Origin of the sequence: Pseudonocardia sp. DSM 110487 (assembly GCF_019468565.1) — a bacterium.
In the GTDB taxonomy this organism is placed as follows: Bacteria; Actinomycetota; Actinomycetes; order Mycobacteriales; family Pseudonocardiaceae; genus Pseudonocardia.
The window spans coordinates 4,676,423-4,699,513 of record NZ_CP080521.1 but is presented as its reverse complement, the minus strand read 5'-3'; the positions used below and the strand labels follow the sequence as shown (position 1 = coordinate 4,699,513).

At 69.9% G+C, this 23,091-nt stretch carries 23 protein-coding genes; 12 read left to right on the top strand and 11 right to left on the bottom strand.

The annotated features are described in order from the left end of the window. Positions 1-203: 203 nt before the first annotated feature. From K1T35_RS21890 to K1T35_RS21860, 7 genes are all read right to left on the bottom strand, one after another. The gene (locus K1T35_RS21890) at positions 204-827 is read right to left on the bottom strand and encodes a MarR family winged helix-turn-helix transcriptional regulator (RefSeq protein ID WP_220261975.1); all 624 of its coding nucleotides are present in this window, start codon (positions 825-827) and stop codon (positions 204-206) included. A 26-nt stretch (positions 828-853) separates the two neighbouring features. Next, on the bottom strand, positions 854-2,521 hold the full coding sequence (locus tag K1T35_RS21885) for a CocE/NonD family hydrolase (RefSeq protein ID WP_220261974.1): 1,668 nt from the start codon (positions 2,519-2,521) through the stop codon (positions 854-856). Between the two features lie 17 nt (positions 2,522-2,538). Further along, positions 2,539-3,699 carry an ABC transporter ATP-binding protein gene (locus K1T35_RS21880; RefSeq protein WP_220261973.1) on the bottom strand — a complete coding sequence of 387 codons (1,161 nt, stop codon included), beginning with the start codon at positions 3,697-3,699 and terminating at the stop codon, positions 2,539-2,541. A 27-nt stretch (positions 3,700-3,726) separates the two neighbouring features. Further along, the gene (locus K1T35_RS21875; RefSeq protein ID WP_220261972.1) at positions 3,727-5,469 is read right to left on the bottom strand and encodes an iron ABC transporter permease; all 1,743 of its coding nucleotides are present in this window, start codon (positions 5,467-5,469) and stop codon (positions 3,727-3,729) included. 82 nt (positions 5,470-5,551) lie between these two features. Beyond that, positions 5,552-6,076, bottom strand: a complete 525-nt coding sequence (locus tag K1T35_RS21870) for a nuclear transport factor 2 family protein (protein ID WP_220261971.1) — start codon at positions 6,074-6,076, stop codon at positions 5,552-5,554. A gap of 117 nt (positions 6,077-6,193) precedes the next feature. Further along, complete coding sequence (locus K1T35_RS21865) at positions 6,194-7,330, bottom strand: ABC transporter substrate-binding protein (RefSeq protein ID WP_220261970.1); 1,137 nt, start codon at positions 7,328-7,330, stop codon at positions 6,194-6,196. A gap of 277 nt (positions 7,331-7,607) precedes the next feature. Beyond that, positions 7,608-8,516, bottom strand: coding sequence for a LysR substrate-binding domain-containing protein (locus tag K1T35_RS21860; protein ID WP_220261969.1), 909 nt, complete (start codon positions 8,514-8,516; stop codon positions 7,608-7,610). A gap of 103 nt (positions 8,517-8,619) precedes the next feature. Between K1T35_RS21860 and K1T35_RS21855 the strand changes: the two genes are divergently transcribed. The 9 genes from K1T35_RS21855 to K1T35_RS21815 are packed head-to-tail and all read left to right on the top strand — an operon-like array spanning position 8,620 to position 17,901. Then, entirely contained in the window at positions 8,620-9,756 is a 1,137-nt protein-coding gene (locus K1T35_RS21855) for an amidohydrolase family protein (protein ID WP_220261968.1), read from the top strand. After that, positions 9,756-10,121 (top strand): Rieske 2Fe-2S domain-containing protein, encoded by a 366-nt coding sequence (locus K1T35_RS21850; protein WP_220261967.1) that lies wholly within the window; start codon positions 9,756-9,758, stop codon positions 10,119-10,121. Before K1T35_RS21855 ends, K1T35_RS21850 begins: the two co-directional genes overlap by 1 nt. A gap of 1 nt (position 10,122) precedes the next feature. Beyond that, the gene (locus tag K1T35_RS21845; protein WP_220261966.1) at positions 10,123-11,382 is read left to right on the top strand and encodes an amidohydrolase family protein; all 1,260 of its coding nucleotides are present in this window, start codon (positions 10,123-10,125) and stop codon (positions 11,380-11,382) included. Beyond that, on the top strand, positions 11,361-12,317 hold the full coding sequence (locus K1T35_RS21840; protein ID WP_220261965.1) for an alpha/beta hydrolase: 957 nt from the start codon (positions 11,361-11,363) through the stop codon (positions 12,315-12,317). Before K1T35_RS21845 ends, K1T35_RS21840 begins: the two co-directional genes overlap by 22 nt. A gap of 17 nt (positions 12,318-12,334) precedes the next feature. Then, positions 12,335-13,939: an ABC transporter substrate-binding protein gene (locus tag K1T35_RS21835; RefSeq protein ID WP_220261964.1), complete on the top strand. Its 1,605-nt coding sequence runs from the start codon at positions 12,335-12,337 to the stop codon at positions 13,937-13,939. A 38-nt stretch (positions 13,940-13,977) separates the two neighbouring features. Next, the gene (locus K1T35_RS21830) at positions 13,978-14,934 is read left to right on the top strand and encodes an ABC transporter permease (RefSeq protein ID WP_255622401.1); all 957 of its coding nucleotides are present in this window, start codon (positions 13,978-13,980) and stop codon (positions 14,932-14,934) included. 4 nt (positions 14,935-14,938) lie between these two features. Continuing rightward, positions 14,939-15,841 carry an ABC transporter permease gene (locus K1T35_RS21825; protein ID WP_220261962.1) on the top strand — a complete coding sequence of 301 codons (903 nt, stop codon included), beginning with the start codon at positions 14,939-14,941 and terminating at the stop codon, positions 15,839-15,841. A gap of 27 nt (positions 15,842-15,868) precedes the next feature. After that, on the top strand, positions 15,869-16,921 hold the full coding sequence (locus tag K1T35_RS21820) for an ABC transporter ATP-binding protein (RefSeq protein ID WP_220261961.1): 1,053 nt from the start codon (positions 15,869-15,871) through the stop codon (positions 16,919-16,921). Next, positions 16,918-17,901 (top strand): ABC transporter ATP-binding protein, encoded by a 984-nt coding sequence (locus K1T35_RS21815; protein WP_220261960.1) that lies wholly within the window; start codon positions 16,918-16,920, stop codon positions 17,899-17,901. Before K1T35_RS21820 ends, K1T35_RS21815 begins: the two co-directional genes overlap by 4 nt. Positions 17,902-18,018: 117 nt before the next feature. Here the strand turns inward: K1T35_RS21815 and K1T35_RS21810 are convergent, their stop codons facing one another. Both K1T35_RS21810 and K1T35_RS21805 read right to left on the bottom strand, forming a co-directional pair. After that, positions 18,019-18,420 (bottom strand): ester cyclase, encoded by a 402-nt coding sequence (locus tag K1T35_RS21810; RefSeq protein ID WP_220261959.1) that lies wholly within the window; start codon positions 18,418-18,420, stop codon positions 18,019-18,021. A gap of 129 nt (positions 18,421-18,549) precedes the next feature. After that, positions 18,550-19,140: a TetR/AcrR family transcriptional regulator gene (locus tag K1T35_RS21805; protein WP_220261958.1), complete on the bottom strand. Its 591-nt coding sequence runs from the start codon at positions 19,138-19,140 to the stop codon at positions 18,550-18,552. 73 nt (positions 19,141-19,213) lie between these two features. Here K1T35_RS21805 and K1T35_RS21800 point away from each other — a divergent pair, with 73 nt between their 5' ends. The 3 genes from K1T35_RS21800 to K1T35_RS21790 all read left to right on the top strand — a co-directional run bounded on the left by K1T35_RS21800 (position 19,214) and on the right by K1T35_RS21790 (position 21,202). Beyond that, a complete protein-coding gene (locus K1T35_RS21800) occupies positions 19,214-20,038 on the top strand; it encodes an SDR family oxidoreductase (RefSeq protein WP_220261957.1) in 825 nt (274 codons plus the stop codon). Between the two features lie 123 nt (positions 20,039-20,161). Further along, entirely contained in the window at positions 20,162-20,350 is a 189-nt protein-coding gene (locus K1T35_RS21795) for a hypothetical protein (RefSeq protein WP_220261956.1), read from the top strand. A 66-nt stretch (positions 20,351-20,416) separates the two neighbouring features. After that, entirely contained in the window at positions 20,417-21,202 is a 786-nt protein-coding gene (locus K1T35_RS21790; protein WP_220261955.1) for an alpha/beta fold hydrolase, read from the top strand. Positions 21,203-21,267: 65 nt separating this feature from the next. Here the strand turns inward: K1T35_RS21790 and K1T35_RS21785 are convergent, their stop codons facing one another. Continuing rightward, a complete protein-coding gene (locus tag K1T35_RS21785) occupies positions 21,268-22,173 on the bottom strand; it encodes a TIGR03619 family F420-dependent LLM class oxidoreductase (protein WP_255622399.1) in 906 nt (301 codons plus the stop codon). Next, positions 22,166-23,056, bottom strand: a complete 891-nt coding sequence (locus K1T35_RS21780; RefSeq protein ID WP_220261954.1) for a dihydrodipicolinate synthase family protein — start codon at positions 23,054-23,056, stop codon at positions 22,166-22,168. Before K1T35_RS21780 ends, K1T35_RS21785 begins: the two co-directional genes overlap by 8 nt. Positions 23,057-23,091: the final 35 nt, after the last annotated feature.

Here is a 23,091-nt window from a genome sequence, read left to right as displayed (position 1 = left end):
ACTCCCCCTGCGAGATTCCGCGGCCGGGGCACCGCGGCAACGTCGAGAACGCTATGGACTCGACGCCCCGGAATCGTCACCGCACGGTGGACACTCGCGGGTAGCTCGCACGGGGGACAACCACCAGGTGTCCGCCGACTACCGCTGACCGCCACCCAGCGACGCGAGGCGGACCGGCTGTGATCTCCGGACGTCCACCCGCGTTACCGCCGGCTGTCCGCCTTGTCGGCTTCCTCGCCGGCCAGCATCTTCTCCAAGAGCATGAAGAGCACGAGCCGTTCGGTGTCGGTCAGCGGGCCGAACCAGTTCGTCTCGAGCCCGAGATGCGCCAGGTAGGTGCTCTCGACCGCATCCCTACCTTTGTCGGTCAGCTTCAGGACCGTCGAGCGAAGATCATCCTTGTGCGGCTCCTTGGTGATCAACCCGGCCTCGAAGATCCTCTTCATTCCCGCCGAGATGCTGGCCCGGCTCATGTTCGTGGATTCGGCGACCTTGTGCGGTGGCATCGGACCGGAGACCCAGAGCGTGAAACATATCCGGTAGCTCGCCTGGGTCCAGCCGGCCGGCCGATGCACCATCCAGTTCGCGTCGTCGCTCATCAGTTGGGCGACCTTGCGCAGCAGCAGGCTCAACTTGATGACCATCGGGTCGATCTCGCCGGCTGCCGGGCGCGCCTTGCGCAGGGCCACGTCGACGAAATGGAGAAACCGGTCGTGCACGGAGCTCCGCCGCGGGAGAATATCCGTCTCGCGGTCGCCGTCGGCCGGAGGCTCGACTGCGGATTCGCTGACAGAACGCATTGCGCCACCTTCGAACGACAACGACACGACCAAATCCTATCGGCGAGCTCCTGTCACGTCCGCAGTGGCACGCGGGCCATACAGAGCAGGCTGTCGTGCTCGCCACCCGAGTGGATCGTCCAGCTCCCCTTGTTCCGAAGGTCCTCGTGCCGGAGCACCGGGGTATTCGGAATGGGCGGACGAGACACGAAGTCCCGGCCCAACAGCGTGACCGTGAGCCGTTCTCCCGAGTGGAACAGAGTTCCGGACGGCCACAGCTCGATGTCCAGCGGTACCGGCCGGCCCGGAACGAGCGGTTCCTCCCGCTCGTGCGGGTGCACCGGCCGCAGCTGCGTCGACGCCTTCTCATCCAGCTCCCGGTGGCTGGCGCGCAGCCAGCCCAGGGCCACCGGGCCGTCGTCGAACAACGCATTGAAGGGAAAGCGCACCTCGGTGCCGTCGCGGTCGAACTTCCGCAGCGCCACGAAGACGTCCGCGTCGTCGCCGTCGTCCACCGACAGCCACAGCCGCAGCCTCATCGGTCCGACGACAGTGGTGTCCTCGGAGAAGACGACGGAAGCGTCGAACTGCTCCGTGCGCGGGTCGAAGGTCGCGGCGGACCGCTCCACCGGCGGCTCCGGGACCAACGCGCCGCGCCCGACGTCGAGATGCAGCCGGCCGGCCCACGTCTGCGGCACCGGCCACGCCAGGTCGTCGCGGACCTCGAACCGCCCGGGCCGGTCACGGATCTCCATGCGCACCCTCGGCCAGGACTCCAGCTCCGTCTCCCGGTCGAGCAGGAAATGGTCGAAGAACGCCCGCTGCCGTTGTACGCTCTCGGGCTGGTAGAAGTGACGCCACTTCTTCTGTCCGTGCATCTCCAGCCATTTCTGTTCCGACGAGATCCGCTCGAACACCTCCAGCGTGCCCCGCGAATGAAGGCCGTGGTCGCTCCAGCTGGCCACCACGTACGCCGGCACCGTGATCCGGGTCAGTTCGCCGTACTTGTCCCGGTAGTAGTCGTGCATCAACGGACGCGCCTTGATGTTGGCGTACGTGTCCTCCGTGCGGTACAGCGAGTAGCTGACGTTGCTCGACACGCGAGGCAGGAAGCCCGTCTCCGGAATACCGCCGTGATAGGCGAGCTCTCGATACCAGTCGGCGAAGCACTCCCACGGACTGATCGCTCTCAGCGACGGCGGGTGCACACTCGCGGCCAGGTACTGAATGCCCGCCAGATAGGAGACGCCGAGCATGCCGACCCTGCCGTTGGACCACTCCGCCGCCCCGAGCCACTCGATCGTGTCGTAGACGTCCTCGGCTTCCTGTGGCCCGTTGTGGGGGTACGTTCCTTCGGACCGCCAGAGTCCACGCGGATCCACGTAGGCGACGGCGTAGCCATGACCGCACCAGTAGACCGGGTCCGGGCTCTCGAATCCCGTGAGTTCGGAGATCCAGCCGTCCTCCACATCCGCTCCGGGCCAGAGCCTGCTGGACTGGAAGTGCTTTCCGTACGGCCCCCATGCCAGCAGGACGGGGAGTGCGGCGTTCGCCGACTGCGGGCGGTACAGGTCCAGGTAGATCGTGGTGCCGTCGCGCAACCGCACGGGGATGTTGCGGTCGACGCACAGCCCGTCGATGTCGAAGCGCACGTGGTCGATCGGGGGCAGCGGCGGCTTTCCGGGCGCCGTGGTCGGATCGACACCGTCGCGAGTAATCACGTGGTAGCCGAGATCCCTCATGTTGTCACTCCCGCCGACTAGATCGCGATGGGTTCGCCGGTCACATGGTGGGGGTAGTCTTCCCACCCTTCTCCTGACCGGTTCGACGACAGGACGACCACGTCCGGTAACGGCACCGAGAAGTCGATGAGCTCTCCGACAGTGGTCCGGTCGGAATCGGAATGCCGTGGCACCGGCACCTCGAGTGTCACCTGCGTGCCGTCTGCGATCTCGACGATCAAGCGCTGGGCTTCCCCGGAGTACATGGCCACCACGACCCGGCCGCGAGCCGTGACGGCCGTCCGCGGGTCGTCCGGCCGAGCGCGCTCGGCCCTGCGCCCTCGGAACGCGATCGCGGCACCGGGTATCAGTCCCTCGGTCTCCTGCCGGAGCGGTACCCGGAGCCCGCCCTCGCAGACCGCGATCGGCCCAGAATCGGTCGACTCCACCGCGCGGCACTCGAAGACGTTCTCGAAGCCAACGAAGTCGGCCACGAACCGGTTCAGGGGACGGTCGTAGACCTCGCGCGGAAGTCCGACCTGCTCGATGTGCCCTGCGTTCATGATGACGACCCGGTCCGAGATCGCGAGTGCCTCCTCCTGGTCATGGGTGACGTAGATGGCGGTGTGCCCGAACTTGTCGTGCAAGCGCCGGATCTCCGCGCGCATCGACAACCGCAGCCGGGCGTCCAGGTTCGACAGCGGCTCGTCGAACAGCATCACCTCGCCCGCCGAGACGAGACCGCGCGCCAGCGCGACCCGCTGCTGCTGACCACCGGACAGCTCGTGCGGGTAGCGGTCGCCGTGCTCCTCCATCCCGACCGCCTTCAAGGTGTCCGTGACCTGCGGCCCGATGTCCGCGCGCGGCACCTTCCGGCGTCTCAGTGGATAGGCCACGTTGCTCGCGACCGTCAGATGGGGCCAGAGCGCATAGCTCTGGAACACCATTCCCACTTTTCGCTTGTGGGTGGGCACGACCTTCCTGGCGGTGATGTCGACAACCGTCGCGCCGCCGACCTGGATACGGCCTGATGTCGGCGTTTCCAGACCGGCGACACAACGCAGCGTCGTCGTCTTCCCGCAGCCACTGGGGCCGAGCAGGGTGACCAGGCTGCCCTCGGCGATGTCCAGGTCGACATCCTGGACCGCAACGGTCGACTGGAACAGCTTCGCGAGCCCGTCGACAACGATTCCGCCCATGTTCGTGCCTCCCCTTCGTTGTCTGCATCAGGTGATCCCCTCCCGCTCGCGGGCTCGCCCGTGCTCCACGGTGTTCCGGGCGGGCGTCGTGATCAGGACGTCCGCCGCCGGCTCGGAGCGCACGGAAGCGGCCTCGCCGGCCCGCCCCGGGGAGGTGGTTCTCGTGATCAGGTAGCGGGCGCCCCACCCGACCAGGGCGACGACGAGGAAGCCGAGCAGCACAGTCAGCGCCACCGCTGCCGCCGATGGCGCGTTGCCCTCGACGTAGCGGCTGTAGATCTCCTTGGCCACGTAGTTGCTACGCGGTGCCGAGAGCAGCAAGGGGACCGAGAGAATTCCGCAGATCACGACGAAGCACAGCACCCAGCCGCTCAGCAGACTCGGCAGCATCAGCTTGGCCACGACGTCCCACGCCGCTCGCGGCTTGGAAGCCCCCGACACCCACGCGGCCTCCTCCAGCGAGCGGGGAATCTGCGCCATGGCAGGGCCAGTCGCACGGCCTGCGATCGGGATCACCGCGACGAACAGCGCGAACACCATGATGACCGGGGTGCCGTAGAACCCGGTCAGGAAGCCGACGCCGAGGAACAGCCAGAGGACACCGAGTGCCAGGATGAGGCCCGGCATAGCCAGGCCCAGCCACTGGCTGAACTCGATGAACCGGGCCAGCTTCCCGGCTTTGAACCGGGCCGCCCATGCGAAGGCCGTCGCCGCCAGCACGGCCAGCAGGCCACCGAACACCGCGACCACCGCGGTGTTCAGGTACGCGTTCAGCATCCGTGGTCGGGTGAGGACCTCCCGGTAGTTGTCGAGCGAGAATCCTGAGGTCGCACCGAGAAACGGGGACAGCGACACCCTCGCCAGCTGGAACATCGGAAGCGCGATCGCCACCAGGAAGAAGATCAGGATCAGCGCGCTGAAGAGCCATCTGGCGTTTCCGGTCTCACCGCGTGTCGCGCGCGCTTCCTTGCCACCGACCGTGACGAAGGACCGCCGGCCCAGGACCTTCACCTGGAGCACCACCAGTAGGAGTAGCACCACCATCAGGAGCACCGATATCGAGCTGGCGTGCGCGAACTGCGGTCCGGTCGAGTTCGAGAGGTAGGCATAGATCTCGGTGGGGATGACGAAGATCCCGGCCGGGACGCCCAGCACCTGCGGCGCGTCGAAGGACTCGAGGAAGAGGACGAAACCGAGGATCACCGCCCCGGTGATCGCCGGTGCCAGCACCGGGACCTCGATCTGGAAGAAGGCGCGCACCGGCCCCGCGCCGCTGGTCCGCGCAGCCTCGTGCAGCGAGCGGTCCACGGCGAGGAACGGTCCGAGCAGCAGGAAGAACTGCAGCGCCGTCAGCCGCAGCGAGGAGACCAGGACGACCCCCCACCACGACTCGGCGTTCACCACCCGCGCACCGTCACCGAAGGCCGCTCCGAGGAGCGTGTTGACCAGCCCGACCTGCTCGTTCCCCAGCAGCCCCCATGCGATGGCGAAGAACAGCCCCGGGGTGGCGACCACCACGAACATGATGACCGGGATGGCGCCGCGCAGCGGGGTGTCGGTCTTCGTGTAGATCGCCGCGAAGGCCGCGGCCAGCACGGTCGAGATGACGACGACGGCGAGGCCCATCGCGATCGTCTGCACCACGACGTCGCGGGTGCGCTCCGAGGTGACGACCTCACCGAACATCGCCGCGGACCACTCGCCGCCCCCGAAGGCCGAGACCTTGAAGGCGCCGAGCACGACCATCAGTGCCGGCCCCACGAAGCACACGGCGCACACCGCCGCGACGAGCCACTGCGGATTGCGCAGAATTCCTCGGATCGAGTTCCCCCGCCCGTGGTCGTGGGCGCTGCTATCGCCTTTCGACCGACGCATACCCGCCGCCTATGACCTGGTCCTCGGACATCGCGATGAGCTCCTCGTCGGAATCGGGGCGAATGACCCGGAACCACAGCGACTTGATCTTCCAGCGCCCGTCCACCCGGGCGTACTCGCACTTGTACCGGCCCTCGGACCACGGCCCCCACACGCGCATCAGGCCGAACGCCGTGCGGAACTCGCACTGCAGCCGGATCCAGGTCCATTCACCGTGCGCCAGGTCGCCGTCGACCCGGATGGACGGCGAGCACAGGACGTAGCCGTCCCTGGTCGTGACGACGTTCTCCAGCTCGGACCGGAACATCTCCTCGATGGCCTCGCGCCCCACGTGCACGCCGTGCATGCGGATATCGCACACTGCGTCGTCGGTATAGGCCTCGGCGACCGCCGTCCAGTCGCGATCGGCCAGGTTGCGCACATACGTGCTCTGCAGGTCGGTGATCTCCTGAACCGACCGCAACTCGTCGACCTGCCGTTCGAGTTCACGAAGGCGATCCATCACGGACGCTTCGCGGACCGTTCCGGAGCCCACTGTGTTCCGGTCCTCGAATTGACGCTCGTCAACCAATGTGAATTCCTTTCCGGCCACCGCCCGGCGTGAGTCGGTGCTGTGCGGTCAACCCGCGGTGAGCCGCTTGAAGAGTGGGCCGAACTCCGTCGACTTCTGCCGGACCACCGACAGTGCCGGCAGCGGCACGAAATCGACGTCGGCCAGGGTCGGCCACCCGTGCGGCGAGGTGAGCGAGGAATCCTGGTTGATCGGGAAGTTGCCCGCCTCCAGCACCGCTCGCTGCACTTCCACTGTGTGGAGGTAGTTCAGGAAGAGCTTGCCCGCGGCGGCCGACGGTGCATCGGCGGCGAGCATCCACTTCTCGGTCGCGATGACGTTGCCGACGTCGTAGAAGTACGCGTCCACCGGCGCGCCCTTCTTCTGCGCCAGCACGATGGACGTCGTCGCCGACAACGGCTGGAAGGGGAACTCCCCGGAGCTAATGGACTGCAGGGCGAGCTGATCCTGAGCGACGATCTTGGCGTTGCGTCCGACCGCATCGAGCCATGCCTGATCGACGACCCCTGCGTTCAGCAGGATGGTCAGGACCGTGTTCGTCCCCCCGGGAACCGACGGGTCCATGAAGACGATCTTGCCGTGCCATTCGGGACCCGCCAGCGCCGCCCAGGACGTCGGGAGCTCCGACTGCGTCAACTTCTGCGTGTTGTAGGACGCGGAGAACATCAACGCCGCGGGCGAGTAGTAGGTGTGATCGGCGGCCCGGAGCTGATCAGGGCTGATCCTTCCCTCCGACCACTCCGGCATGGCGAACGTGACGACCTGGTAGGGCTCGACGAAGCCCTGCTCGGCGTAGCGGTCGGCATTGGGGTTCGAGATCACGTCGGCCACGTGGCGCCCGGACGTTCGCTCGGACTCCAGGGCCGTTTGCAGCGCCGCTCCCGTGTACACCTCCGGACTGATCGTCAGACCGGGGAACCGGGTCTCGAAGCTTTCGTAGATCTCGGCGAACTCGTCGTGATGCCCGGCGTAGACGGAGACGTCGGTCTCTCCGGACTCGATCGCGGCGTCGTACAGCTGCCGCAGCTCTCGCTCCTGCTCGGCGCCCCGCTTCAGCGGAACCAGGTCCAGCTCTCCGCCGCTCGCCGGGGCGGCGGCGCTACAACCGGCGAGGAGCACTGACACGACCGCGGCGATGGCGAGGCAGACGGCACGGCGTCCGCGAGGTGGGTGATCCAGTGGCATCGGGCGACTCCGTTGTCGTCGGCGGGCCGGGGGCCAGTAAGCCACAGGACCACAGATGTGGTCAATGGTTAGACATGTTCTGTCCGGCTCAGTAGCGCTCCCGACCTGCCCAGTCGGCTCCCCGCCCAGGAAAATGCAGTCAAATGACGCGGGCAGAGACGTCAGACGCGTCGAGGTTAGTGAAGGTTGATACCTACATCGCAGTAGCGCCGGCCCGGCCCTACCCGGTGGCGCGGGCCCTACGAGACCAGCGGGACGCACCCTGTCGCGCGGCCGCTCAGACGTGGTCCGCGACCGACAGGATGTCCCTGGAGAACTGGCCGAGCGCCTCGGCGCGCCGGGTGAGCTGCGCACCGCGCGGGTGGGCGAGCACCACGGAGACGTCCGGCACCTCGTCGGCGATCGGGAGTGCGGCGACCCTGCGCCCGTCGTAGGTGACCTCGCTCAGCGGATGCTGGACGAGCACGGCGTAGCCGAGGCCACGGCCGACCAGGCAGCGCACCAGCTCGAGGTTGGGCGTGCGGTACCACGCCGCAGCCCCCGTGCCCCGGCCGGCGGCGAGCACCTCCGAACCCTGCGTCATCGGCGGCAGGTCGAGCCTGATCAACGGCTCGTCGGCGAGGTCCGCGAGGCTCACCTGCGGGTTCCGGGCCAGCCGGTGATCCGCCGCGAGCAGCACGTAGGGGTGCAGTCGCTTGACGAGCAGGTGGTCGATGTCGGGGTGCAAGCCGCGGTCGTAGAGGAGGGCGACCTCGATCGCACCATCGAGGAGCAGACGCTGCAGCTCGGGCTGCGCGTCCTCGACGACGTCGAGTCGGAGCAGCGGGTGCTCGGCGGCGAAGGTGTCCAGGAACGACGGGACGAAGAACGGCGCCAGCACCGTGTAGCAGCCCATGCGCAACCGGCCCGCGAGCTGTCCACCGCTCGACTCCGCGGTGGACTGGAGTTCCTCCGCCTGCCCCAGCAACGCCCGCGCGTCCGCCAGTACGCGCTGGCCGGCCGGCGTGAGCGTGACGCCCTTCGCCTTGCGGCGGAGCAGGAGCTGGACGCCGAGGGCCCGTTCGAGGTCGGTGACGGCGAGCGCGATCCCGGCATGTGACACGTGGCAGCGGGCAGCCGCCCCCGTGAGCGTGCCGGTCTCGGCAGCGGCCACGAAGTACTCCAGCTGCCGCAGCGTGAACCGCACGCAAAGATAGTAATACTTGGCTCCCAGTCTAGTTAGTCATGCTTTTCATGAATTATGAGGGCGGCCACACTGCTACCGGCATTCCCAGTACGAAGGGACCGGTGTGACGAGGCAGGTGCCGGTGTACGACGGGCCGATCATCGACGTGGACGTCCACCAGCGGTGGCGTTCCGCCGAGGAGCTGGTGGACCGGCTTCCTCGGCGGTGGCGCGACTACGTCCGCGCCCGCACCGGCGGTCCCCGTGCCGCGCTCATGCCCGCCGGACTCAGCTACCCGTTCCAGCGGGGGGTCAACAAGCGACTGGAGGCGCTCCCCGACGACGGGTTGGGGACCTCGTACGAGCTGATGCGCAGCCAGCACCTGGACCCCTATCCCATCGAGGTGGCGAACCTGTCGTTCGACATCGGCCACGAGGTCGCCCAGCGCAACCCCGAACTCGGCGCGGCCATCGCGCGAGCGATGAACGACTGGGTCGTGGAGACCTGGCTGCCCCGTGACTCCCGGCTGCGGACGACCGTCGTCGTCCCGGCCGAGCTGCCCGACGAGGCCGCGGGCGAGATCCGGCGGATGGCCGGCAATCTCGGAGTGACGGCCGTCCTGTTCTCCTGGAACGCCTTCGGCAAGCCGCTCGGGCATCCCGTCTACGACCCCATCTACCGGGCCGCGGAGGAGGCAGGACTACCGATCGCCATCCACGGCGCCGCCGGCGAGACGGAAGGCGGACTGGCCCACACCGCTGCGGGCGGCGTGCCGAACTCACGGCTGGAGTGGCACACCCTGCTGCAGCAGCCGACGCTCACCCACCTCGCCAGCTTCGTGACCCAGGGGACGTTCGAGAAGTTTCCGCGGCTCAAGGTGCTCGTGCTCGAGACCGGCGTCGCCTGGGTGCCGAACTTCCTCTGGCGGCTCGATGCCCACTACCGGGAGCTGCGCGCCGAGAGCGACTGGGTGCGGCAGCGGCCGAGCGACTACTTCCGCCGTCACGTCAAGCTCAGCACCCAGCCGTTCGAGCTGACCCCGCGCAGGAGCCAGCTGATCGACCTGTTCGAGGCGCTCGGCGGTATGGAGGACGTGCTCTGCTTCTCCAGCGACTATCCGCACTGGGACGCCGATGATCCGTTCTACGTCGCGCGACGCCTGCCGCGGGACTGGTTGCCGAAGGTCTTCCACGAGAACGCGCGCGCCGTCCTGCGGCTGGCGCCGGTGACCGAGCCCATCGCCGCCGGGGGGTCGGCGTGATGGGCTCGGTCGACATCGGCGCCGAGGAGGACTTCCCGGACCGCACGATGCGGCACGTGCACGCGGGCGGGATCGAGATCGCCGTGTGCCGGTGGGGCACCGAGATCTTCGCGGTGCGCAGCCGCTGCCCCCACCAGGCCGCACTGCTCTCCGAGGGGTTCCTGCAGGTCGCCTTGTCGAGCCGGCTCACCCCCGACGGCGTCGAGGTCGACGCGGATGCGGCGGAGCCGGTGGTCCTGTGTCCCTGGCACCGCTGGGAGTTCTCGCTGCGCACCGGCGAGTCGACATGTCCCGGGTACCGGGTCCGGGCCTACCCGGTCCACGTCGACGACGGCCGCGTCCTGATCCACCTGGGGAGGGGCTGACATGGCCGCGGACGAGCGCTACCGAGGCCCCGTCATCGACGTGTGCGTGCACCACCACTGGCAGTCGCAGCTCGAGGTGACCGACTTCATGTCGGCCGGCTGGCGGGAGCACATCGGCGTGCCGGGAACCCTGCCCGGCGGGGCCGGAGCGATGCCGATCCTGCCCGCCGCGCCCTACCGGCACCCGACGGGCGACTACCTGCCGTCGGCCGAACCGGACGGCAGGCAGGCGGGCTCGGATCCCGGGCTGCTGGTCGAACAGCTCCTGGGGAGCGGTCGCGTGGAGCGGGCGGTGCTGAGCCACGACCGGGGGATGTTCGTGCCCGGGGTCCCGAACACCTACCGGGCGAGCGCGATCGCCAGCGCCATCAACGACTGGACGACCGAGCAGTGGTTCGCCGCCGACGAGCGCCTCTTCGGCTTCGTGCTGGTGCCCAACCAGACGCCGGAGGACGGCGCCGCGGAGGTACGCCGCGCCGGCGCCCACGACCGGATGGTCGGAGTGCTGATGGCCGCCAACGGCCTCAACAAGCCGTTCGGCCACCCGGCGTACCACCCCATCTACGAGGCGGCGGCCGAGATGGACCTACCGGTCGTGCTGCACGCGGGCGGCGACGTGGGCGCCGACACGCTGACCCACCCCACGGCAGGCGGCCTGCCTGCGACATTCGGGGAGCTGTCCGCGCTCGCGTTCAGCCCGATCATGACCCACGTCCAGAGCATGATCGTGCAGGGCGTGTTCGAGAAGTACCCGGACCTGCGGCTGTTCGTCTCCGGGGTGGGCGCGGCCTGGATACCGGGCCTGTTCTTCCGCCTCGACGTCAACTGGCGCGGGCTACGGCGCGAGGTGCCGTGGGTCCGCCGCCTTCCCAGCGACTACTTCCGCGAGCACGTGCGGGTCGGCACTTGGCCGATCGACCGCCCGGCCGAACCCGACGGAGCCGAACGCGTGGTGAAGCTCCTCGACGCGTTCGGTGGCGCGCCGGACCTCCTGTGCTTCGCCTCGGGCTACCCGCACTGGAACACCGACGCCGTCGACGACATCGCGCAGCGGCTCCCCCCGTCGTGGCACGCCAAGGTCTTCCACGACAACGCCCGGGACTGGTTCAGATGGCCCGACCGCGAGCGGCGGCCGAGGTCGCGGGCGACCGTCGAGGTGGGTGCCATGCCGGTCACTGGACAGCCCGACGCACCGCCGGCCCGGCGGGTGTATCCGACGGAGGACGGCCGGGAGGTCGAATGGATGCCGGCCGCGGACTGACCACCGCGTCCCGACAGCGCCCGGCGTTCGACATCCGGGCGCTCGCACGGCGCATCGCAGACCTCGGCGCGGAGGTCTCGCAGCAGGTGCTCGTGGCCTCGCACACGATGTACGCGCCGTTCCACGAACGCGCGCCCTACGTGGGCATCCAGGTGGACCGGGACATCGCCTACGGGTCGCACCCGCGCCAGCGCCTGGACCTCTTCCGGTCGGTGAACTCCGGATCCGGACGGCCGCGGCCCGTGGTCGTCTTCGTGCACGGGGGCGGCTTCGTCGGTGGCGACAAGAACCGGCCCGGCAGCCCGTACCACGACAACGTCGCCGTCTGGGCGGTACGCCGGAACCTGGTCGGCATCACGATGACCTACCGGCTCGCCCCGGAGTTCGGTTGGCCGGCAGGCCCTGAGGACGTGGCGGCTGCCCTCGGCTGGGTGCGCACGAACATCGACGCGCTCGGGGGCGATCCCGGCCGAGTCCACCTGATGGGGACGTCCGCGGGTGCGGTGCACGCGGCGTCTTACCTCGCCGGTCCGGAGTTCCAGCACCCGGGCGGACCGGGGGTCGCGAGCGCGAGCCTGCTCTCCGGCGCCTACGACCTCCCGAGCTTCGACCACGACCGGCTGCGGCCCTACTACGGTGACGACCCCGGCCGCTACGCCGACCTGTCCCCGCTGCGCGGGCTCCTCGACTGCCCGGTGCCGGTCCTCTACGTCGTCGCCGAGTTCGACCCGCCCGCGGCGCAGCGGCAGGCGGCCGCCCTGGTCGACGCCTACACCCGCCGGCACGGGCGGTGGCCCGCCGTCCTGCGCCTGGCCGGGCACAACCACTTCACGAGCACCGCTCACCTCAACACACCCGACGACGAGCTCGGCCGCCAGGTGCTCGCCGAGATCGCGCGGCAGCCGGCTACCGCCCGGGCGCGCCGGGACCACTGAGGAAGGAGGCGACAACGATGTCGAGATCTCCGCGAACGGACATCCGCGGCAGGCTCACGGCCGTCGGAGCGGCCGTCGCACTGACGCTGATGCTCGCCGCGTGCGGGGGATCCGGTGGGGCCGCCACGGCGGGGCCCGTCGACGCCGAGCCGGAGCGGGGCGGAACGCTGACCATGGCGATCGGCATCCCGACCCGTAGCTTCGACCCGGCCCAGGACGCCACCCTTTCGTCCACGGGCGACGCGACGCGGCTCGCCGCCGTCTTCGACCACCTCTTCTTCTCCGACCCGGTGACCGGGGAGGCGGTGCCGCACATCGGGGAGAGCCTCGAGCCGTCCGAGGACGGGCGGGTCTGGACCATGCGGATCCGGCCAGGGGTCTCCTTCACCGACGGCACCCCGTACGACGCAGAGGCGGTGCGGTTCACCTACCGGCATTACGTCGATCTGGACTTCTCGCCGGAGGCGCGCACCATCGCCACCTGGGACATGTCGGTCATCGATCCCCTGACGCTGCAGATCACATCACCCGAGCCGAACATGCACCTCGACAAGATGATCGCGCAGTCGCTGCCGTTCATCGTGTCCCCGACCGCGATGCGGACCGACCCCGACGGCTTCTTCGAGAACCCTGTGGGTGCCGGGCCGTATCTGCTCACGGAGTGGGTGCGCGACAGCCACGAGCTCTACACCGCGAATCCGAACTACTGGCAGGACGGGAAGCCCTACCTGGAGCAGGTGCGGATCAACCTCGTCCCCGAGGCCGCGCAACGGATCAACACGATCGCGTCCGGCCAGGCGGACATGCAGCCGCCGAGCGCGGACTCCGACCTCGCGCTGTTCGCACAGGCCGAGGCGATGGGTCTCATCGTGCACCGCGAGTCCCAGAACGGCGGAGGCTGGATCTACTTCAACAATCGGCGCGCGCCGTTCGACGACGTCCGGGCTCGCGAGGCGATCTACCTGAGCATCGACCGGCAGCGGCTCGCCGAGATCATGCAGGGGGCACCGGAAGCCCGCGCTGCCGAGACCCTGTTCGTACCGGGATCCCCCTTCCACGAACCCGACCTGACCTTCCCGGCCACCGACCGAGCTCGCGCCCAGGAGCTGTTCGACGAGCTGGCTGCCGAGGGCAAGCCGGTCGACTTCGTCTTCGTCAACATCAGCGGCAACGACGTCAACGCCCGCGCAGCGCAGTACATCCAGAGCCAGCTTCGAGACATGCGGAACGTGTCGATCCGAATCGACAACGTCGATGTCACCGCGGCCCGCGAGCGGGTCTTCCTCCGGCACGACTACGACATGAGCCCGTACCCGGGGTCCTACCGGTTCCCGGACCCGGAGCCCGCCCTGGTGAACCTCCTGCGCACGTCCGGCAGCTTCAACACCACCGGCTACACCGACACCGACGTCGACGCCGCGCTGATCGCGGCGCGGTCGACGAGTGACACCGCCGAGCGCGCCGCGGACTACCGCGTGGTGCAGGAGCGGTTCATGGCGGACCTGCCGGGTCTGTTCACCTTCACACCTACCCTCAGCACGATCATGTCCCGGAACGTCACCGGCCTGGAGTACAGCAGCCGTGGCCTGCTCCGCTGGGACAAGATCGGATTCCGGCCCTGAGCACGCCCGGCGACTGAGGGAAGCCGCCGCTCGCACCGATGGGAGCCACGGTGTTGCGTCAAGTCGGGAGTCGTCTCCTGCGCCTGGTACCGGTGCTGTTCCTGATCACGCTGTTCACGACGGCGATGGTCGACCTGATGCCGGGCTCGCCCGCGCTGGCGATGCTCGGCGACCAGGCGACCCCTGAGCAGATCGCCCGGCTCGACGAGCAGTTGGGCCTGGACCAGCCGTTCCTCGTGCGCTATAGGGACTGGCTGGCGGCGGCCCTCGGCGGGGACCTCGGAACGTCGCTGCGCATGGGCCTTCCGGTCACCACGGCGATCGCCCAACGGTTCCCCGTGACGCTCGAGATCGCGTTGCTCTCCGTCGTCATGGCACTGCTCATCGCGGTTCCCCTCGGGCTCTTCGCAGGTGCCCGCGCCGGCGGGAGGCTGGACCGCGCCGCCACCGCGCTCTCGTCGGCGCTGCTGTCGCTGCCCGGGTTCGCGGCCGCGGTGCTGCTGATCTACCTGCTGGCGGTGAAGGCGCGGCTGTTCCCGGTCGGCGGCTGGGTCCCGTTCACCGAGGACCCGATCGGCAACCTGCGCTTCGCCTTCCTGCCGGCGCTGAGCCTCGCCCTGATGGAGGCAGCGGTCTACTTCCGGCTGCTCCGCAGCGATGTGATCAGCACCCTGCAGGAGAAGTTCGTGCTGTCGGCCCGAGCGCGTGGCCTGCCCCCCGGGTACGTGCTGTTCCGCCACGTGCTGCGCCCATCGCTGTTCTCCCTGACGACGGTGGCCGGACTGTCCATGGGACGCCTGCTCGGTGGGGCGGTCATCGTGGAGTCGCTCTTCGCGCTGCCCGGTCTCGGCTTCCTGGTCATCCAGTCGGTTCCGTTCCAGGACATCCCCACGATCCAGGGGATCGTCGTCGTCGTGGCCGTCATCTACGTGCTCATCAACATCGTGGTCGACGTGAGCTACTCGATCATCGACCCGCGGATCCGGACGAGGTGACCACATGTCCTCGGTGATGCATCCCGTCCAGAGCGGCGGACGGCCGGGCGAACCCACGACGACGGCATCGCCCGCCGGAGTCCGCATACCGCGCCGACTGGCGAGCCTTCCGCTGTGGATCGGGGCCGCGTGGATCGCCTGCCTCGCCCTGGTGGCTCTGCTGGCGGACGTCCTGCCGATCGCCGGCTACGACGAGGTGGTCGGTCCCCCGATGCAGGGGCCGCAGCTGACGGGCGAGCTGCTCGGCACGGACGCGATCGGGCGCAGCGTGCTGTCGCGCATCTTGTACGGAGCCAGGGCGTCGATGGCGGTCGGGCTCACGGCGGCCGTCGTCGGGCTCGCCGTCGGGGGCTTCCTCGGACTGCTCGCCGGCTACTTCCGGGGCCCGATCGAGGCTGTCATCGACACCCTGGCCGAGGTCGTGCAGGCGTTTCCCCCGCTGCTGTTCCTCATCGCCCTCGCGGCGGCAGTGCGGCCGAGCATCCCGAGCCTCACCCTCAGCCTGGCGGTTCTGATCATCCCGTCGTTCGCCAGGATGACGAAGGGCAGCGTCGTCGCCCAGAGCAGCCGCGAGTTCGTCCTGGCGGCCCGTGCCATGGGCGCGTCCCACTGGCGGATCATGTTCCGGGAGATCCTGCCAAACGCGCTCATGAGCATCGTCTCGTTCTCCGTGGTGGTCATGGCGCTGCTGATCGTGATCGAGGGCTCCCTGAGCTTCCTCGGATTCGGGATGCCGATGCCCTACCCCAGCTGGGGCGGCATGGTCGCCGAGAGCGACGACCGGATCGCCACGCATCCGAGCCTGGTCTTCGTCCCCGTGTTCTTCCTGTTCGTGACCGTGTACGCGCTCAACGCCGTGGGTGACCACCTTCGCGGACGCTTCGACGTGGCGCAGTCGCAGCTCTGACAGCACCCGGCAGCGGAAAGGGCCGCCATGAACTCCCCGACCACCACCGACCCGGAGCCGGGACCGCAGCGGGCCATCGGTTCCCACGGCCGCCCGCCGCTGCTCCAGGTCGACGACCTCCGCTGCCACATCCCGACGCCACGCGGGCTGCTGCGCGCCGTCGACGGCGTGACGCTGACCCTCGAGCGCGGGCAGACCCTCGGCATCGCCGGCGAGTCGGGCTCCGGCAAGAGCATCCTCGTCCGCACGATCATGGGGATCGCGCCCCGCGCGGCCGAGATCAGCGGCGGTGTGCACTTCGGCGGGGTCGACCTTCGCGCCCTGTCGGTGCAGAAGGCCCGCACCTACCTGGGCCGGCACATCGCGATGGTCTTCCAAGACCCGATGACCGCTCTCAACCCGGTCGTGCGCATCGAACGGCACCTCATCGAGGGGTCGCGCCACCACCTGGGCCTCAGCCGTACGGCGGCGCGTGCGAAGGCGTTGGAGCTCCTGGAGCAGGTGGGGATCCCGGAGCCACGCAAGCGCCTCCGCCAGTACCCCCACCAGCTCTCGGGCGGCATGCGTCAGCGCGTCACCATCGCCATGGCCCTGGCCTGCGACCCCGAGCTGCTCATCGCCGACGAGGCGACCACCGCACTGGACGTGACCGTGCAGAAGCAGATCCTCGACCTGCTCCAGGACATCCAACGCGAGCGGAACATGGCCGTGATCATGGTCAGCCACGACCTCGGTGTACTCGCCGGACGCACCGATCGGATCGCCGTCATGTACGGCGGGCAGGTTCTCGAGGAAGCCCCCACGGCGGCGCTGTTCGCCAGGCACCGCCACCAGTACACGCGGGCCCTGCTGAGCGCGATCCCGGACATGGCTCAGCCGCGCCATTCCCTGCTCCACACCATCCCGGGGGCACCGCCCGACCCGGTGGCCCACGGCTCGGGATGCCGCTTCGCACCCCGCTGCGCGGCCGTCCTCCCGTGCTGCACGGCGGAGGCACCGAACCTCCAGCCGGCCGATGACCCCGGCCACCGGTACGCCTGCTTCGCGCCGGCCGGCCCGATCCCACAGGAGCAGCCGTGACTAGTGCCAGCACAGTCGATCCCGAACCCAGCCGGCCCCTGCTGGAGGTCGAGGACCTCGTGCAGTCGTTCCGCGTCCCCGGCGGGACGGTTCACGCGGTCTCGGGCGTCAGCTTCCAGGTGCGGCGTGGCGAGACACTGGGACTGGTGGGGGAATCCGGCTGCGGCAAGTCCAGCGTCGCGAAGGCGCTCGTGCGGCTGCCGGCTCCCAAGGCGGGCCGCATCCGGTTCGACGGGGTCGAGCTGACCTCGATGTCCTTCGCCCGGCTGCGGCGGGTCCTGCCGCGCATGCAGATCATCTTCCAGGACCCGATCTCCGCGTTGAACCCGCGGCGCCGGATCCGCGACGTCATCGCCGAGGGCCTCACGATCCACGGCATGGACGCGGACGGCATCGCCGACCGCGTGGACGAGACCATGCGCCAGGTCGGACTGGACCCGGATCTGGTGGCCGACCGCCGTCCCGGGGAGTTCTCCGGTGGCCAGTGCCAGCGGATCGCGGTCGCGCGCGCCATGGCGCTGCACCCCGACCTGCTGATCTGCGACGAGCCGGTGTCCGCGCTCGACGTGTCCGTCCAGGCCCAGGTGCTGAACCTGCTGGAGCGGATGCGCGCCGAACGCGGGCTCGCGATGCTGTTCATCTCGCACGATCTCGCCGTCGTGCGGAACATCAGCGACCGCATCGCCGTGATGTACCTCGGAAAGATCGTCGAGATCGGCGACGCCGACGAGGTCTACCGGGAGCCGGCGCACCCGTACACCCGCGCGCTGATCGAATCGGTGCCGGTCCCCGACCCGGCCGTCGCACTCGGCGGCCGGACCTTGCGTGGCGAGCTGCCCTCACCGCTCGATCCACCACGCGGATGCCGCTTCCGCACTCGCTGCCCGCTGGCCCGAACCACCTGTGCCGAGATCGAGCCGCCGCTCACGCGGATCAGCCCGAACCGATCGGTGTCTTGCCACTTTCCGCTGGTGAACTGAGCGGGCCGCAGCCGGTGCTCACGAGGCACGGCCGCTGGTAGCCACCGCCATCCTGCAGCGCGCCCACGGCGAGGCCTGACCGATCCCGTTGACGGAGCTTCTCAAGTGAGCAGCAAATCAGAGGATGCCCACCTGCTTCGCAAGGCCGATGTCATCGCGAACCGCCCAATGCTCCACAGCCAGGCCATCAGCCACGCGAAACAGGTGAACATGCGACCACGCGAACGGCTTGCCCGTGGGCTCCACCGAGCCGATCTGCGGCAGGAATCGTCCGGTGTGGACGCCCTCGACCGTCAGGTGGACTGCCACCATGTCACCGTCGACCAGTACGTGGTGCACGATGACGCGCTGGTCGCTGAAGCCAGCCGACAGCGAGCCGAGGATCTCCTTCCACCAGGCGATCCCTCCGCGCTGCCCGACGTGGTCGTAGATGTTGGGCGAGAGCATGGCATCGAGACGATCGAGCTCGCCGGTGCGGATGACGTCGAGGTAGGTGTCCACGATCTCGCGGGGTTCCACGCCCGTCATCGTGCCTATCGCCGACCTGATCGGCCAGACCGTGGGATCACATGTACCGACCGGTCCCCCGACGGACAGCGCGCCCGTCGACGTCCGGCAGCGGGTGCTCGCCGCGCCAGGCTTGGCGGCTCAGGCCGGACGGCGGACGGCTCCTACGGCCGCGTCGTAGAGGTCGAACAGGTCGACCTGTCCGCCAAGGCGCGCCCACTCCTCGTTCGCTGCCTGCAGGCACGTGATCGCCGCGGCCGCGATCGCGCGCGCCTGCAAGGCGCGGCGGCCGGAGTCGGGCAACCGCGGCTCGATCAGCGGTGCCAGCAGGTCCTGCCAGCGACCCTGCTTCTCGGCGTGACCGGCACGCAGGGCGTCGTTGCCGAACAGCAGCGTGATCATCTCGAGCCGCCGCTCGGCCGTCATCTCGATCTCCTCCAGCACCTGGAACGCCGCCCGCAGTGACGCCCAGACCTCCTCGTCGGCCGGACGCTCGGCGAACCGGGCGGCGATCAGCTCGCCCTGTTCGGACAGGCCGCCGAGCGCGAGGTCCTCCTTGCTGCGGAAGTAGTTGAACAAGGTCCGTCGGGAAACACCCGCCGCGGCGGCGACCTCGTCGAGCGTCGTGTCGTCGTAGCCCTTGGCGGCGAACAGCTCGACAGCGGTCCGGGCGAGCAGGGAACGGACCACGGCGCGGGTCTGCTCACGGATGGGGGTCGACTTCTGGGCCATGCACCGATGGTACGTAGATTCACCTGACGAAGCAATTTGCACTCCGTGCACGAAGATGCGTAGAGTGTATGGCATGACCAAGATCGACTACGGCCGCCAGACCGTCATCGTCACCGGCGCCAGCTCCGGGCTCGGCGCGGAGTTCGCACGCCAGTTGGCCCGCCGCGGCGCGGATCTCGTGCTCGTCGCCCGCCGGGCCGACCGGCTCGAGAACCTGGCCGACGAACTCACCCGCGCCCACGGCGTCACGGTGACCGTCATCGCCCGCGACCTCGGCCTGCCCGACGCCGGCCGCACGCTGCGCGCCGAACTCGAAGCCCGCGGCATCCACGCCACCGGACTGGTCAACAACGCCGGCTTCGGCAGCAACGACGCACTCGCCGACGAGGATCCGGACCGTCTGCAGAGCATGATCGCGCTGAACATCAGCGCGCTGGTCGACCTCAGCCGCGCCTACATCGACCCGCTGGCCGCCGCCGACACCGGCGTCCTGATCAACGTCGCGAGCCTCCTGGGGTTCCAGCCGACCCCGTACATGAGCGTCTACGGCGCCACCAAGGCCTTCGTCCTCAGCTTCACCGAATCGCTGTGGGAAGAGACCCACGACACCGGTCTACGCGTCCTCGCCGTGTGCCCCGGCGCCACGCGGACCGAGTTCTACGACGCCGCCGGCAGCCAGTCGGCCGACTACGGCGCGAAGCGAGCCACCCCTGCCCACGTCGTCAGGACGGCACTCGACACGCTGGACCGCCGCTCCGCGCCCCCGTCGGTGATCACCAACGGCCGCCCGCTCGCCCTCGCCAGCAAGGTCCTGCCGCGCCGCCTGATCGTCCGGTTCATGGGCCGGATGGCCCGCCGCCAGCGCACGCAGCACGCCGTCGCACGCACGAACAGCTGAGGAACGGCATGCGCCTCATGCATGCCCCTTCGGCGAGCTCAGCCGCTCCGGCAGCACCGCAACCGTCCGTCATGACCAGATCATCCACCGTGGAGCCGACCCGGGAGGGAGCATCATCGAAGGATGCGATTCGTGCTTCCCGCCCTCGGGGTCGTCCTCGTCCTGATCGGCGCCGTGTGGACCCTGCAGGGCAGCAACCTGCTCGGCGGCAGCTTCATGTCCGGTTCCCGGCTGTGGCTGGTCATCGGACTGGTGGCTCTGGTTGCCGGGATCTGGCTGGTGGTGCGGGCGGTCCGGGCCCGGCGCGCCTGACCGGCGCCGCCGCGCCCCCCGGGGCCCAGCTGGACGAGCCCGCGCAGCGGGGGCAGGCTCGCTCGCGTGGATCTCCCGCTGGTCGACGTGCCCGGCGGGCGCGTCGAGTACGAGGACGTGCCCGGCGACCCCGCCCGCGCGCCGCTGCTCCTCCTGCACGAGGGGCTGGGTTCGGTACGGCTGTGGCGGCGGTTCCACCACCGGCTCGCCGCCGCCACCGGCCGGCGCGCGGTGGCGTTCTCCCGGCTCGGCCACGGCGGCTCCGACCTCCCGCAGGGCAAGCGAACCCCGCGGTACATGCACGACGAAGCCACCGACGTGGTCCCCGCCGTGCGCGCGGCGCTCGGACTGGACCGGGTGGTGCTCGTCGGGCACAGCGACGGCGGCTCCATCGCCCTCCTCCACGCGGGCACGGCCGAGGTGGAGGCACTCGTGGTGCTCGCGCCGCACGTCTTCGTCGAGGAGGCCGGGCTGCGCGGCATCGAACAGGCCCGCCGCGAGTACCTCGAAGGCGACCTGCGGTCCCGGATGGCCCGCCACCACCGCGACCCCGACGTCACATTCTGGAACTGGAACGACGGCTGGCTCGACGACGCGTTCCGCGATTGGGACATCCGCCCGGAGCTGGCCGCGGTCACCTGCCCGGTGCTCGGCGTGCAGGGCACTGCGGACCCGTACGGCACGGTCGTGCACGTGGAAGCGGTGCGCGACCGCGCCGCCGGGCCGGTCACGCTCCAGGTGCTCGGCTGCGGGCACGCCCCGCACCTGGAGCGAGCCGCGGAGGTCGACGCCGCCGTCGCCCAGTTCCTGCAGGGGGCGCCGGTCGAGCAGCGAAGGCGCCCGGGCGCCTGAGTGCTCGGCGGACACGCCGGCGCCGGCCCTACCCGACCACCGGAGGCTCGCCTATTCGCGCGGGTTCAAGGGCGTAGCGCGTCCATGATCTTCAGGGCGCGGTCGAGGCCGGCTGCCGGATCCGCCTCCGGGCTCCCGATCGCGCGGTCGTAGTTCAGGTCGTAGAACAGCTCGGTGACGCCTTGCCCGGCCAGCCACGCCGCATCCTCGCGGATCTTGTCGTAGGAGCCGGACAGGATTCGGTCGTCCCGCCCGTCCACCCGCACCACACCGCGGACGACCACGCGTACGGCCGCCGGGTCCTTCCCCGCCTCATCGGCGCCCTGGCGGACCAGCGCGATGTCATCGGCGAGCCGGGTCAGGTCGGCGCCGCTGCTGCTGATCCACCCGTCGGCGATGCGTCCCGCGCGGCGCAGCGCCGCCGGCACGCCGCCCCCGAGGAGCACGGGCGGACCGGGCCGCTGCACGGGCTTCGGCAGCATCCGGCTCGGCGGCACCGTGTAGAACTCGCCCTCGAACCTGCTCACCTCGTCGGCCCACAGCGTGTGCAGTACTCGCACGTACTCCACGGTCCGCGGGCCGCGCCGGGCTGTCGACGCGCCCGACGCCGTGAACTCGGCGGGCGACCAGCCCACCCCCAGCCCGAGGTCGAGCCGCCCGTCCGACAGGACGTCGAGGGTGGCCGCCTGCTTCGCCAGGTAAGCGGGTGGGACGAACGGGAGGTTGATCACCCCGATACCCAGCCGGATGCGGGACGTGCGCGCGGCGGCGAACGCCAGCGCGGCGACCGGGTCCAGCACGCTGTGATAGACCGGATGCAGGTCCTGGTCGGCGCCGACGAGGAGGCGCTGCAGCGTCCACAGGGACGCGTATCCCAGTTCTTCCGCCTCCGCCGCCACCCGCACCAGGTTCTCCGGGGTCGCCCATCCGCCGGAGATCGGCAGTCCCAGGCCGATCGTCAACTCACTCACGCCCGCACGCTAGTGCTATCCGGTGGAGCGCCGCCGCCACCGTCGCCGGATCAGGCGGAAGGAGCGGCAGCCGCACGTCCGGTGCCGGGATCCGGCCCGTCGCGTGCAGGACTGCCTTGATCACGCTCGGGTTGGGCTCGGCGAACAGGGCCGCCGCCAGCGGCGCGAGCGGGGCGCCCAGTTCGCGGGCGCGTGCCGCGTCGCCCGCACGCCACGCGTCGACCATCGCGACCCATCGCCCGGTGCACAGGTGCGCCGACGCCGCGATCGCCCCGGCCGCGCCGAGGGCCAGCATCGGGGCGGCCATGACGTCGCCCGCGAGCACGGCGAACCCGCGCGGCGGGTCGGCGAGCAGCGTCACGGTGTCGGCGTCCAGCGCCGGGACGGCGTTCTTCATGCCCACGACGCCGGGCAGCGCGGCCAGCTCGCGCAGCGTGGCGACGCCGAGGGGGCGGGCAGTGCGGTGCGGCACGTGGTAGACGATCACCGGCACCGGGCTCCGGGCCGCAAGCTGCGCCATGTGCGCCACCACGCCCGCCTCGGTGGGCCGCACGAACGCGGGCACGGGCACGAGCGCCGCGTCCACCTCCGGCCATGCCGCGAGCGCGGCGAGCTCGGCCGCACTGCGCCACGTGCCGCTCCCGCCCGCGCCCACCACCATGGTCGTGCCGGTGTCGCGGCGCACGGCCGCGCAGACGTCGAGCACCGCGCGGCGTTCCGCGTCCTCCAGCACGGCGGGCTCGCCCGTCGTGCCGAGCGCCACGATCCCGGCGGCCCCGTCCGCCACCACCTCGCGCGCCAACCGTTCGAGGGTGGCCGTGTCCACCTCCCCGTCGGGTGTGAACGGCGTGACGAGCGGGACGTACACACCCGAGAGCTCCATGGACGACAGCGTCGGTCCCACCGAGCGTCAGATCC

Bases quoted from the DNA above. Each gene is read 5' to 3' on its own strand.
- K1T35_RS21795 (WP_220261956.1), top strand. From the start codon at position 20,162: ATGCGATTCGTGCTTCCCGCCCTCGGGGTCGTCCTCGTCCTGATCGGC.
- K1T35_RS21820 (WP_220261961.1), top strand. From the start codon at position 15,869: ATGAACTCCCCGACCACCACCGACCCGGAGCCGGGACCGCAGCGGGCC.
- K1T35_RS21835 (WP_220261964.1), top strand. From the start codon at position 12,335: ATGTCGAGATCTCCGCGAACGGACATCCGCGGCAGGCTCACGGCCGTC.
- K1T35_RS21800 (WP_220261957.1), top strand. From the start codon at position 19,214: ATGACCAAGATCGACTACGGCCGCCAGACCGTCATCGTCACCGGCGCC.
- K1T35_RS21840 (WP_220261965.1), top strand. From the start codon at position 11,361: ATGGATGCCGGCCGCGGACTGACCACCGCGTCCCGACAGCGCCCGGCG.
- K1T35_RS21780 (WP_220261954.1), bottom strand. From the start codon at position 23,056: ATGGAGCTCTCGGGTGTGTACGTCCCGCTCGTCACGCCGTTCACACCC.
- K1T35_RS21870 (WP_220261971.1), bottom strand. From the start codon at position 6,076: ATGGATCGCCTTCGTGAACTCGAACGGCAGGTCGACGAGTTGCGGTCG.
- K1T35_RS21845 (WP_220261966.1), top strand. From the start codon at position 10,123: ATGGCCGCGGACGAGCGCTACCGAGGCCCCGTCATCGACGTGTGCGTG.
- K1T35_RS21850 (WP_220261967.1), top strand. From the start codon at position 9,756: ATGGGCTCGGTCGACATCGGCGCCGAGGAGGACTTCCCGGACCGCACG.
- K1T35_RS21880 (WP_220261973.1), bottom strand. From the start codon at position 3,699: ATGGGCGGAATCGTTGTCGACGGGCTCGCGAAGCTGTTCCAGTCGACC.
- K1T35_RS21825 (WP_220261962.1), top strand. From the start codon at position 14,939: ATGTCCTCGGTGATGCATCCCGTCCAGAGCGGCGGACGGCCGGGCGAA.
- K1T35_RS21885 (WP_220261974.1), bottom strand. From the start codon at position 2,521: ATGAGGGATCTCGGCTACCACGTGATTACTCGCGACGGTGTCGATCCG.
- K1T35_RS21865 (WP_220261970.1), bottom strand. From the start codon at position 7,330: ATGCCACTGGATCACCCACCTCGCGGACGCCGTGCCGTCTGCCTCGCC.
- K1T35_RS21830 (WP_255622401.1), top strand. From the start codon at position 13,978: ATGGGAGCCACGGTGTTGCGTCAAGTCGGGAGTCGTCTCCTGCGCCTG.
- K1T35_RS21805 (WP_220261958.1), bottom strand. From the start codon at position 19,140: ATGGCCCAGAAGTCGACCCCCATCCGTGAGCAGACCCGCGCCGTGGTC.